Origin of the sequence: Gemmatimonas sp. (assembly GCF_021298855.1) — a bacterium.
Taxonomy (GTDB): Bacteria; Gemmatimonadota; Gemmatimonadetes; order Gemmatimonadales; family Gemmatimonadaceae; genus Gemmatimonas.
Genome location: NZ_JAJTHI010000073.1, coordinates 1 through 11,782, shown reverse-complemented (window position 1 = coordinate 11,782; position 11,782 = coordinate 1). Strand labels below are relative to the sequence as shown.

Sequence of the window (11,782 nt, the reverse complement as noted above, 5' to 3'; positions counted from 1 at the left end):
CCCGGCACGCGAAACGGCCGGACCGCATCCGGCCGCTTGATGCGCAACGCGATGACCGCCGCCGCTCCCAGCCCGTAGAAGATCCACCCGATGAACACCACGTACGTGAGCAACTGTTCGAACGTCCCGCTCAGCGCGAGGATGGCCGCCCACGCACAGCTGGTGATGATGGCGAATGCGGGCGTGCCGAAGGTGGGATGAATGCGCGTCATCTGCGGAAAGAACACGCCGTCCTTGGCCATCGCGAAGTACACCCGCGGGACCGTGATCACGGCCGAATGCGCCGCGCTGTACATCGACACGATGATCGCCGCCGCAACGAGGTAGCCCGCGGCGGATCCCATCACCTGCGCGATCGCCTCGCCGGCGACGCGATCGGACGCCGCCATGCGTGACACGCCAAGCGCGGCGAGATAGCCGAAGTTGGCAATCACGTAGATGAGGATCAGGGCGACCGTGCCCCAGACGATCGCGCGCGGAATGGATCGCTGCGGATCCTTCGCCTCGCCAGCCACGAAGGTCACGTACTGCCACCCTTCGTACGCCCACAACACCGAGATGATCGAGAGACCAACACCCGAGGCGGTGAGCGGCTGCGCCACGTGCGATACGGGCGGGAGAGTGCTGCCGTGGCCCAGCGCGAACATGATCGCGCTCATGCTGAGAATCGCGAGCACCTTGAAGCCGGTGGCCACGTTCTGTACCGCGGCACTTTCACGCGTGCCGCGCACATTGATCACGGCCATGAGCACAATGAGGGAGAGCGCGAAGATGCGCTTCGCCATCGGCGAAAGCGGAGTGAACTGCGTGAAATAGTCGCCCGCGGCCACACACAGCGTGGCGATCGTTCCGGACCCAATCACGAAGAAGAGCGTCCATCCATAGAGGAACGCCGGGAAGGGACCGAATGCGTCGCGGATGTAGGCATAGAGGCCACCCGCACCCGGGTCCATGCCGCCCAACTCGGCGTACGACAAGGCGCCCAGCAGCGAGAGCAGTCCACCCACCAGCCAGACGGAGATCGCCACCGGCACGGACTCTCCACTCTGCGCCAGCACGGCGGCCGGCACGAGAAAGATCCCGGACCCAATGACGTTGCCGACGACGAGCAACGTCAGGTCGCGGACCCCCAGAGTTCGTTCGAGCGTGTTTGACATGTGAGGTCGTGGACGTGGGCGCCTGGACCTGGCGACGAGGCGTACCGGAGATCGTTCCGCCAATCGTTGCACGCATCCGTCCGCCAATCATTCCATGCAGACACGCCATGCGCCATACTGGCGGGCAAGACCTTTGCGGCTTTAGCAGGGGGAATCCGGAGTGCGGCACGGCGACACGCCTCCGCCGGCGCCTCACCAGGCTGACGCGCAAAATGCATCGGCGGCTTGGCGTCTCGAGGAAGGCGTGAAAGAACCTCTGACGCGGCATCGTCGGCGTCCCAACGCCGACGGTTCACGTACGGCGCGAACGCCCGCAGGCTGTGCGGGGGGTTCGGCAGGCCAATGAAATCAACGTCCTTGGCCACCTTCATCAGCGCATCCATCACGTGCCGCACGGAACCTGGCGGTACGTTGTCGTCCAGCCCGCCCATGATGCCGAGCAGGTGCCCCTTGAGCCGCTGCGCCTGCTGTCGGCGATCGAGCACGTTCCAGCTCGTCGCCACCTCGCTGGGCGCGGGACGCCGATCACTTCCGTCGCGGTACCCCGGGCGGTGGAGTCTCTCCATCGTCTCGGGGCTCGAGATCCGGCTCACCGCCGAGAAGGGAGTGCCCCTGCTGGTCACTGGCCTCCCCTTCCCGTCGCTCCCGCTCCCCCAGGATCACTGCCGCCATCATGTCGCCGGTGACGTTGGTGGTGGTGCGGAACATGTCGGGGATGGTGTCCACGGCGAGCAGCAGCCCGGCCCCCTCTACCGGAAGCCCCGCGGCCATGAGCACGGGGATCATTCCCACGATGGTGCCGCCGGGGATGCCGGGGATGGAGAAGGAGGCAATGACGGAGGTGACCGCCACGACGGCCAGCTGCGCGGGGGGGAGCGTGACGCCGTACAGGTGTGCGATGAAGAGGATGGGGACCGTCTGCCCCACGCCGGCGCCCAGCCGGTAGGTGGCGGTGCAGAGGGGCACGAGGAACCCCGGGATTTGCGGCGGCAACCGCAGCACGTCGCGCGTGGCGGTGATCATGGCCGGCAGCGCCGCCAGCGACGAGCGCCCGCTGAACGCCATGGCCTGCGGGGGGAGCGTCGCGCGCGCGTAGGCGGCCAGCGACGTACCGCCCCCCAGCAACGCCACCACCGGGTAGGTGAGCGCCATGAGCAGCGTGGACAGCAGCACCACCACGCCGATGTAGGCGGCCAGCGCGCCGGCGGCGCCCAACCCCAGCTTGGCGGCCAACGGCACGGCCAGCCCGAAGACGCCCAGCGGCGCCAGCACCAGCACCCAGCGCACCACCTGGATGCAGGCATCCTGGATCCCCTCGAACACGCGCCCCACCGCCTCGCGTCGCACCGCGTCCACGCGCGTGAGCGCCACGCCGAAGGTGATGGCGAAGATGATGAGCGGGAGCATGGCGCCGTCGGTGGCCGACTTGATGGGGTTGGCCGGTACCAGATCGGTCAGCCACTGCCCCATGGAGGGGAGCCCCTTGGCGCTCTCCGCCGCCGTACGCTCCGCGCCGGCCGCGCTGGCGCGCAGCGACTCGGCGGCCACCGGGTCAATGGAGAGCAGTCCGAACAGCGGCCCCGCGGCGACGATTCCCAGCATGGCGGCGAAGCTGATGGTCACCACCATGAATCCCAGCGCACGCCCTCCCAGGCGGCCGATGGTGCGGGTGTCGGGGGCGGAGGTGATGCCGACGACCAGGCTGGTAACCACCAGGGGGATGATGGTCATGCGGATGCCGTTCACAAACAGCGTCCCCAGAGGCTCGATCCACGGGACCAGCGCCCGGCCGGCGGCGCTGCCGCTTCCCTCGATGATGGTGCCCAGAGCAAGGCCGCCCACGAGGGCGAGGAGAAGGCGGAGGGTGGGAGACACCCCGCGAAGCTACCGGCGGGGGCGGCGATGTGCACCCACCCGCTTTTGGCTCGACGCCGGCGAGTTCGACGCCGTGCGGCTGGCCCTGCTGCCCGACACGCCGGCTGCGGCTGGGCAAAGCCTGAACGGGGGTGCCGGATGGACGGCGTTCGATGCGCTCACTGAAGCGACGCTCGCCCAGTTGCCGATGTTCCTCGACGGTTGACGGGCGCCCGTGCCACGCACAATTCCTTCGAGTGCACGCAACGCCGCACGCCCTTCGGCCGCCAGAATTGTGCGCGTGCAGAACCCTTCTTTCGCCCTCGCAGGAGGAGCCGATGCACTACCTCGTGTCTGCGATGCTCGTGGTGGTCGCGGTCATTCACTTGTTGCCGCTGGCGGGCGTCCTCGGCGCGGCGCAGCTGACCGCCCTCTATGGCATCCCGTTCAATGAGCCGAACCTCCTGATCCTCATGCGGCACCGAGCGGTCCTGTTCGGTCTGCTTGGCGCGTTTCTCCTGTTTGCCGCCATCCGGCCCGCCTACCAGGTTGCCGCGTTGGTCGCCGGCTTCGTGAGCGTGGTCTCCTTTCTCGGTCTGGCCTGGTCCATTGGTGCCTACAACGCCCAGCTCGGCCGTGTCTTCACCGCCGACATCATCGCTCTCGTCTGTCTCATCATCGGCGCTGCCGCCCATGTGTATGTCGCGCGCGCGGGCTAGCCGGTTGCGCGATTTGTCGGCGCGCCCCCGCCGATGGAGCTGGTGAGCGAGCACGGCGGGCGGCCGGCCCGCGATCGGTCGTTCGCAACGAAGCGATCGCCCGGAGCCTCCGGTGCGGGTCGCTACCGCGCGCTGCGGTCCACCGAGCCGTCCTTCAGGTAGCGATCGAAGAAGGCGAGCATCTCCTCCAGCATGTTCTTCGTGTTCTCGCGGCCGTACACGTAGTAGGTCTCGTTGGGGTACTTCCGGTACTCCACCATCTTCGAGTGCTTGGCCAGTTCACGCGCGTACTTCCACGCCGCGTACTCGGTGTCGAGCACGTCGAGGCCGTAGCCATGAATGAGCATCGTGGGCGCGGTGGCGTCCTTCGCCCTGTGGATCGCCGAGCTGCGCCGATAGATCGAATCCACAGCCCGCGTGGAGGGCCAGCGCCCAAGCTCGTAGTGGAGCAACTGGCTGTGCTGCAGTACCGGCACCACCGTGTGGAAGTCGGTCACGTCGCCGTAGCCCGAGCCCGAGATCGCGGCCTGAAACACGCCGGGAGCGAACGAGGTGGCGTACATCGTGAGCATCCCGCCGTAGCTGATCCCCGTGACCCCGATCTTCTCCGGATTCACGTACGCCTGCTGCTTGGCCCACGTCACGCCCGCGAGCACGTCGCGCAGGTCACCATGGCCCCAGTCGCGGTTGTTGGCGTCCTCGAACCGCTTGCCGTAGCCCGAGCTGCCACGCACGTTGGGCGCGATCACGACATAGCCGCGGCTGGCGAAGAACTGCGGCTGCAGCTGGTAGTTGTCCGAGAACTGCGACGTGGGGCCGCCGTGCAGCAACATGATCACCGGCGCCTTGTCACCGGCGCGCAGCCCCCTCGGCTTGTAGAGGTAGGCGTTGATCGTGAATCCCTCGTTGGTCCAGGCGACTTTCTCCGGCTCGATGAGCTGCGAGGCGATGGTGCCTCCGGGGTCGGCGTCAGTGAGCCGGCGCGGCACCCCACCGCTGGCGGGCACGACGAACAGATCGGGCGCCCGCGTCGGGGTGCCGAAGGCGTAGGAGATCATCTGACCATTTGGCGACCACTCGGCCCGTGACACCATCCCCACCGTCGGAGCCACCACGGTACGGGCTGCACCCCCGGCGGCCGGAGCCACCTTCAGTGACTGCGTCCCGTTCGTGATCGAGAGAAAAAGCACCTGGCTTCCGTCGGGCGACCAGCGCGCCTCGCTCTGGTCGGCCCGCTCTGCCGCCAGCGGGCGCGGCGGCCCTCCGGCCAGTGGCGCCAGCCAATAGTTGGCCCACCCGTTCCGCTGTGAACGGAACAGCATCGTCTTCCCGTCGGGCGAGACGCGCGCCACGCCGAACGCCGCCCCCTGCCGATAGTCGAAATAGTCCCGGTCGGTGAGCACGAGGCGCGCCACCCCGCCCTCGGCAGGGATGGAGAAGACCTCGTGATCGACCCAGCGCGAATCGAGGCGCGTGTAGATCACGCGGTTGCCATCCGGCGTGAACGAGGGGAAACCCTCGTACAGCGGCGACGACGTCAGGCGCGTGGCCACGCCGGTCGCGACTTCCACCACGTACACGTCTTCGCTGCCGTTGCGGTCATTCGCGAGGGCGATGCGGTCGCCCGTGGGCGAGAAGGCGTACGATCGCACATGGCCGGAGAGGCGCGTGATGCGCCGTTCGGTACCGGCGGCGATGTCGAAGCCGAAGATGTCGTTCCCTCCGGCCACCCCCTTCACATACGTCACCATCCGTCCGTCAGGTGATCGCCGCAGTTGCGAGGCCCCGCCCAGCGACGGCGCATGCAGCATCCGCTCCATCTGACGCTCGTCCTGCAGCGCCGGCGCGTACCGCATGGGCGCGCCACCGTCCACCCCCACCGACGCGAGGAGGCCATCGCCGCCGACGTAGATCAGGCGAGTGCCATCGACGGACCAGACCGCAGGTTCGCCGGCACCGATCGGGGACACCACCGACTGGAGTTGATCGATCGACGGCGGCGTGGCCCCCTGGGCCGCGAGTGTCGATGCACAAACGAGCGCGAGGGCGCCGAGGGCGAGTGCACGACTCCGGGTCATGGCGATCCGAGGTGGGGGACGGGAACGGCGTTCGGGGGAGTCGACGGTCCGCAGAGCATACGGTGCGTTCGTCACCCTTGCCATCGTCGCGTAACGGGCGGGGCGTGCCCGCCGTCTCGCTCGGGCACCCTGCGCCTCGTGCGCACGGCGGTCACCGTGGGGTGGCCAAGGCCGGCGGAGACCCGTCGGCCGCGCTGGTGGGGCGGCCGCGCTGGACCTCGCGGTGACCTACACCGATGCGGCAGTGGTGCGACGCCCCGCCACCTCGTGCACAAAGGCGACCACCCGCTCCGGCGCCGTGAGCGGCAGCATGTGGCCAGCGCGCTCCACCAGCTCGAGCGTGGCGTGCGGGATCTGCGCCAGCAGGCCGTTGCCATGCATCGCGGGCTGCAGGATGCGGTCGTGCGTACCGTACAGGATGCCCACTGGCGCCTGCACGGTGGCGTGGCGCTCGACCAGCGTGCTCATCCCCACGTCGGCCGCGGCGAGGTCGGTGGACGCCGAGGTGAAGGCCGACGGGCGCATCCCGAGCAGGCCGCCGGCGGCGAGACCGAAATCGTCGGGCACCGGCTCGGGGCCGAACACCACACTGAGCACCGCATCGCGCCGGGCGATGGACAGTGGCACGGCCAGCGTCCACCCGATCATCGTGCGCACGAGCGGACTGCGGATGGCCAGCGCCGCGAACACCGGCGGCACCGACTTGGGGTGCTGCGTGAGGGGCGCGAGCAGCGCCAGCGCACCTACCCGCTCGGGGTGACCGCTGGCGAGCGCGAGCGCCACGGCGCCCCCGAGGGAGTGCCCCACCACGACCGGCTGCCCGAGACCCAGCGCGTCAATGAAGGCCGCCATCAGGGCCGCCTGCGCCTGCGGGGTGGGGGTGTCACCGAGCGGCGCCGAGTAGCCGGCGCCCGGCCGGTCGAGGGCCACCACACGGAAGTGGCGACTCAACGGCTCCAGCACCCGCGCCGCGAAATGCCGCGCGTTGCCGGCCAGCCCGTGAATGCAGAGCACCGTCACCGGCCCGCTGCCGTGCTCGACGTAGTGCAGGCGCACCCCCTGCACCTCCACGAATTGGCCGAGGGGCGGTACCAGCCGCTCCACCTTGCGGGCCGTGCTGAACGCAAACCACACGAGCCCGGCGTACACCGCCAGCAGGGCCATCAAGACACCCAGCCACAGCGGGTTCATGCCATCTCCCTCGGGCGGAATTCGAGCGCCGGATCGGCCAGTGAACCGTACCGGAGCACCAGCAGGTCCTTCACGTAGTTCTGGTAAATGCGCCACGGGCGCGCTGGCCCCTGCTTGGGGAGCATCGACTCGGCCCGGCGCACATAGCCCGAGGTGAAGTCGAACACCGACCGGGCCGGCATTCCCGGCTCGGCCCGCGGCGTCACCTGCGCATAGCCCTGCGCGCGCATGTAGCGCAGCAGCCGGCATACATACTGGGCAATGAGATCGCTCTTGAGCGTCCACGAGGCGTTCGTGTAGCCCACCGCCATCGCGAAGTTGGGGAGGCTGCTGAGCATGAGCCCCTTGTACACGAACTGCCGGCTCAGCTCCACCGGCTCGCCATCCACCACGAGTTCGACGCCGGTGAGGATGGACATCCGCAGCCCGGTGGCGGTGACGATCACGTCGGCCTCGATCCGCGCCCCCGAGGCCAGCTCCACCCCGGTTTCGGTGAAGCGTGCGATGGTGTCGGTCACGATCTTGGCCCGACCATCGCGCAGCACGTGGAACAGGTTCCCGTCGGGCACGATGCACAGCCGCTCGTCCCACGGGTTGTAGTGGGGCGAGAAGTGTTCGTCCACCGGATACGATGGACCCAGCTCCCGCACCGCCTCGGTGCGCAGCCCACGCTTGAACACCCCCGGGTAGGTGCGCGCCAGCCAGAAGTAGAACATGCTGCGGCTGATGTTCTTCCAGCGGATGAGCGGGTGCGCCACCCGCGCCGGCAGCACGCGATGCACCCCATTCGCCAGCCAATCCTCGGTGGGGAGCGAGGCGATGTACGTGGGCGAACGCTGCAGCATGGTCACCGTGGCAGCGGCACCAGGGCCGCTGGCCATGGCCGGCACCAGCGTCACCGCCGTCGCACCACTGCCAATCACCAGCACCCGCTTCCCTGCGTAATCGAGATCCGCCGGCCACTGCTGCGGATGCACGACGCGCCCACGATACCGCTCCATGCCCTCCCAGGTGGGCGTGTAGCCGGCGCGGTAGTCATAGTACCCGCTGCAGTTGAAGACGAAGCCGCACGTCATCACCTCTTCGTGTGCGTCAGGCCCCACAGCCAGCGTCACCGTCCAGCGCGCCGCCGTCGACGACCACTCGGCGCGCACCAGCCGGTGCTGGAAGCGGATGCGCCGGTCGATCCCCGCGTCGCGGGCCGTTTCCTCGATGTAGCGCTTGATGCTGGGGCCGTCGGCAATCGCCTTGGCCTCGCGCCACGGCCGGAAGCGATAGCCCAGCGTGTACATGTCGGAGTCGGAGCGGATGCCGGGATACCGGAACAGGTCCCAGGTGCCGCCCATGGCCGCCCGCGCCTCCACGATGGCATACGACTGGTCGGGCATCGCGCGCTGCAGATGCCACGCGGCGCTGATGCCCGACAGGCCGGCCCCCACGATGAGGACGTCCACATGCGCCGGCGCTTCCGCTCGCGCGATCGGGCGATCGCTACCGCGGAAGGCGCCTGTGATCGGGGCGGCGGAGCGCGTCGTCATACCGGGGAATATGCCGTCCGGCCCGCTATACGGGAGACGGGCGGCGCGGACGCGGCGGTGGGCGAGGGTCTGGTGCAGGACTTCGTTGCGGCCTCCATGGTCCAGCCAACGCCGTGCGCCTGGCTGTTCGCTCCGCTGTGCCACAGGCATCGCCAGCGCGGGAAGCGACCCTGCCTGGCGCCGAGCGGGCGCGGTAGCTTGTCCGTGTCCGCTGGACTGACCGCTGGGTCGTTTCTGACTCGCCCTCGCCGTATCGCCTTCCCGAATCGTCCCTTCCGCATGCATCACGTCGCGACCGTCGCCCTGCTCGTGCTGGCGTGGACGTGGGCTCCGGGCGCCTCGGTGGCCGGCGCGCAGTCGGCCCCCGCGGGACGGGACCGCTGGCTGCTCGCCTTCGACGGCGCCTCCACGAACGCGGTGGTGCACGACCGTCGCCTGAGGGATGCAGTCTCGCGCGCAGTGCCGAGCGCGCTTGGGCCCGAGTTACTCGCCGCCCTCGGCGGCCCGCCGGATCCGCTGCTCGTCACCGACGGGCGCCATGTGTCGATGTCGGCCTGCATGCCCCGCGCGTGCCACGTGAAGGGGTTCCTCTGGCTCGACGCGGCGAACGGGCGGGGCATCGGGGCGATCCTCGACGGGCGGACCCTGCGACTCGGCTCACGCACCTTCGTGCCCGGCGTCGTGCCCGGGCCTGCGCGCGCGGCACTTGCGGTGTGGCTCGCCGAACTCGGGGCCGAGCCGTCGGTGGTGCGCTTCACCGGTCCGCGCGGGACCCGCACGCGGCTTCCCGCGTCGGCCTTCCCGCCCGAGCGCCGGTTCCGCCCCCCGCCAGGTGGTCCGTCGTTCGACTGTGCTGCGGAGACGGCACCGGTCGCACGGGCGACGTGCGCCGACCCGGTGCTCAGCGAGCTCGACCTGCGGACCTGGCGGCAGGCGGAGGAGGTCCGGCGTGCACATTCCACGCAGGACGCGCGTCGCGAGCTCGTCGCGTTCCACGACGCGTGGCGTCAGCGCCGCGACGAGCGGTGCGGTGCCGCCGCCGACGTTGCCGCCTGCCTCCGCGACGAGTTTGCACGGCAGATCGAGGCGTTGCGGAACTGGCTACCCGCCGCCGCGCGGCGCTGACCGGCCGCGGCGCACCGGCCCTAGCCCACCACCTGCGCCAGCACGCGCGCCATGTTTCCGCCGGCCATCTGCGCGACCTCGGCGGCCGAGAAGCCGGATGCCGTCAGGCCGGCCGTCCAGTCGCGGACCTGCGCGTAGCGCGACAGCACCGGGCGCAGGTTGGCGTCCATGTCCGTGCCAAGCCCGACGTGCGCCACGCCGACCACGTCGGCAAGCCGCTTGGTGTTCTCGACGAACTCCGCGAAGCTCGCGTTCGTGGCGCTGGGCCAGGCGCCCACGACCCCGCCCGTTGCTGCCACCAGCCGCGCGTGCGCGGGGCTGATCGTCCGCGCGGCCAGCGGGCGCGCCGCGTCGAGCCGGAGCAGCGTGTGGCTCAGGAGCAGCGGTCCCGGCTCGAGGCGCGAGACGTCGCGCACCGTCTCGAACGTGGCGTGCGCGACGTCCACCAGCATGCGGCGTGCCGTCATGCGGCGCACCACCGCCGCGCCGAAGGCCGACAGGCCGCCGTGCTGCGGCGCGTGCGTCTGCAGGTCGCCGGCGGCATTCGGGGCGTAGTGCACGAGCTGGATCGAGCGGATCCCCGCCTCCCAGAGCACGTCCACGCGACCGGGGTCGCCGTCGAGGAATTCGCTCCCCTCGCAGGCGAGCCACGCGGCCGTCTGGCCCTGACGCCGCGCCGCGTGCCACTCGGCCATGGACGAGACGATGCGCGCCTCGGCGCGGGGCAGCACGTCACGCGCCGCCGCGAGTTGACGCCGGAACTCGGCGTCGGCCTCGCCTGGGGCGAAGGCGCCGGTGACGGACACGCCCTCGCGACCGATCGTCAGCAGCGGGGCGTCGGCAACGAGACTCACGAAGCCGGCGCTCACGCCGCCCGCGCGCATCTCGCGCAGCGTGCGCAGCACCGCCTCGTCGCCCGGATACCCTGCCGTGCCGCGCGCGAACAGCTGCCCAGGATGCAGGTGCAGGTCGAACGTCATCGGGTCGGGTGGCGGCTGCAGCAGGTCGCCCAGCGCCGGCAGTGGCGACGCCCCTGCGGCGAGCCCCGCTGCCGCCGCCAGTGACGATCGCACGAACGCGCGACGCGACGTCACCGCGGGCACGATCGCACCTCCGCCCGGCACGCCTCGAGGTAACCGAGGGCGGCGCGGAGCACGCGCGGCCGGATGCGCTCGCGCGGAACACCAGTGGCCCCGGCGTGATCCACCATGGACCGGACCAGCAGGTGGAGGTCGTCGGCCGCCTCGTCTACCGCCTCGGGGGCGAGCCCGCGCAGGGACGGCCGGATGGTGTCCGCCACCGACCGGCGGATGCGCCGCTGCTCCGCCGCGAATTCGATGTGCAGCGCGAGCCGCTGCTCCTCGTGGTCGAGCGCGACGGCGAGGGTGCTGCGGTCGTACTGGGCGTGCAGCGCCAGATCCACGAACGCCGCGATCGCTGTGGGCAGCGGTGCGTCGCGCACCTGCGCCGCGACCGCCTCGACCGCCTCGGCCACGCCGCGCTGGGTGCGCTCGATGAGCGCGACCACGATCGCGTCCTTGTTGGGAAAGTACTGGTACAGCGACCCGACGCTGATGCCGGCCACCGCCGCGACGCGGTTGGTGGTGAGCCCGGCAAGTCCGTCGGCCGCGAGAATGCGAGTCGCGGCCTCGAGGATCCACTCGACCAGCTCGCGCGAGCGGTCCTGACGTGGGGCTTTCCGAGGGAGGATGGGGGGAGCGTTGCGGCGACCGCGCATGGCCGGAGAATGCGAGTAGTACGCGAGTAATTGCTCGCAAATATTGCCGGTGTCGGGCGGCGCGCAACCCCGGGGTCGGGCAAGCGCACCGCCCCCCACCCAGAGGACCATGCGATCCCTCGTCCGCGCGTGCCCGCTCGCCCTCCTCGTCACCGCCCTCCCGTCGGCCGCGGTCCGGGCCGGTGCGCAGGCCCCAACCCCGCCGCCGTCCGTTGCCGAGTCGAGGCGGACCGGTACGGTGAGCGGTCGCGTCGTCGACCGCGTCTCGCAGCGGCCGATCCCGGACGTCCGGGTCACGATCGCCGAGCTTGACCTCGAGGCCCGCAGCGACGCCAACGGGGGGTTCACGCTCCGCGGCGTCCCCGCCGGGACGCATCGCGTG

The 11,782-nt window shown here is 70.4% G+C and carries 12 protein-coding genes; 4 read left to right on the top strand and 8 right to left on the bottom strand.

Annotated elements, in window-relative coordinates:
* From LW840_RS16460 to LW840_RS16450, 3 genes are all read right to left on the bottom strand, one after another.
* The coding region (locus LW840_RS16460) for an amino acid permease (RefSeq protein ID WP_291277395.1) at positions 1 to 1,157 on the bottom strand (1,157 nt) is incomplete at its 3' end.
* Positions 1,115 to 1,642, bottom strand: a complete 528-nt coding sequence (locus LW840_RS16455; RefSeq protein WP_291277394.1) for a hypothetical protein — start codon at positions 1,640 to 1,642, stop codon at positions 1,115 to 1,117. The genes LW840_RS16460 and LW840_RS16455, both read right to left, overlap by 43 nt.
* A 40-nt stretch (positions 1,643 to 1,682) precedes the next feature.
* Positions 1,683 to 3,032: a dicarboxylate/amino acid:cation symporter gene (locus LW840_RS16450; RefSeq protein WP_291277393.1), complete on the bottom strand. Its 1,350-nt coding sequence runs from the start codon at positions 3,030 to 3,032 to the stop codon at positions 1,683 to 1,685.
* Between the two features lie 73 nt (positions 3,033 to 3,105).
* On the opposite strand from LW840_RS16450, the gene LW840_RS16445 reads away from it, so the two are divergent.
* A complete protein-coding gene (locus LW840_RS16445) occupies positions 3,106 to 3,237 on the top strand; it encodes a hypothetical protein (RefSeq protein WP_291267285.1) in 132 nt (43 codons plus the stop codon).
* Positions 3,238 to 3,349: 112 nt separating this feature from the next.
* Entirely contained in the window at positions 3,350 to 3,730 is a 381-nt protein-coding gene (locus LW840_RS16440; RefSeq protein WP_291267284.1) for a hypothetical protein, read from the top strand.
* A 122-nt stretch (positions 3,731 to 3,852) separates the two neighbouring features.
* Here LW840_RS16440 and LW840_RS16435 read toward each other — a convergent pair whose 3' ends face one another.
* From LW840_RS16435 to LW840_RS16425, 3 genes are all read right to left on the bottom strand, one after another.
* Positions 3,853 to 5,808, bottom strand: a complete 1,956-nt coding sequence (locus LW840_RS16435) for an alpha/beta fold hydrolase (protein WP_291277392.1) — start codon at positions 5,806 to 5,808, stop codon at positions 3,853 to 3,855.
* A 228-nt stretch (positions 5,809 to 6,036) separates the two neighbouring features.
* The gene (locus tag LW840_RS16430; RefSeq protein WP_291277391.1) at positions 6,037 to 6,999 is read right to left on the bottom strand and encodes an alpha/beta fold hydrolase; all 963 of its coding nucleotides are present in this window, start codon (positions 6,997 to 6,999) and stop codon (positions 6,037 to 6,039) included.
* On the bottom strand, positions 6,996 to 8,537 hold the full coding sequence (locus LW840_RS16425; RefSeq protein ID WP_291277390.1) for an NAD(P)/FAD-dependent oxidoreductase: 1,542 nt from the start codon (positions 8,535 to 8,537) through the stop codon (positions 6,996 to 6,998). Before LW840_RS16425 ends, LW840_RS16430 begins: the two co-directional genes overlap by 4 nt.
* A 279-nt stretch (positions 8,538 to 8,816) precedes the next feature.
* Here LW840_RS16425 and LW840_RS16420 point away from each other — a divergent pair, with 279 nt between their 5' ends.
* Positions 8,817 to 9,662, top strand: a complete 846-nt coding sequence (locus tag LW840_RS16420; RefSeq protein ID WP_291269427.1) for a hypothetical protein — start codon at positions 8,817 to 8,819, stop codon at positions 9,660 to 9,662.
* A 20-nt stretch (positions 9,663 to 9,682) separates the two neighbouring features.
* Here the strand turns inward: LW840_RS16420 and LW840_RS16415 are convergent, their stop codons facing one another.
* Both LW840_RS16415 and LW840_RS16410 read right to left on the bottom strand, forming a co-directional pair.
* Positions 9,683 to 10,756: a membrane dipeptidase gene (locus LW840_RS16415; protein WP_291277389.1), complete on the bottom strand. Its 1,074-nt coding sequence runs from the start codon at positions 10,754 to 10,756 to the stop codon at positions 9,683 to 9,685.
* Positions 10,753 to 11,400, bottom strand: a complete 648-nt coding sequence (locus LW840_RS16410) for a TetR/AcrR family transcriptional regulator (protein WP_291269425.1) — start codon at positions 11,398 to 11,400, stop codon at positions 10,753 to 10,755. Before LW840_RS16410 ends, LW840_RS16415 begins: the two co-directional genes overlap by 4 nt.
* Positions 11,401 to 11,509: 109 nt before the next feature.
* Here LW840_RS16410 and LW840_RS16405 point away from each other — a divergent pair.
* The coding region (locus LW840_RS16405; RefSeq protein ID WP_291277388.1) for a carboxypeptidase regulatory-like domain-containing protein at positions 11,510 to 11,782 on the top strand (273 nt) is incomplete at its 3' end.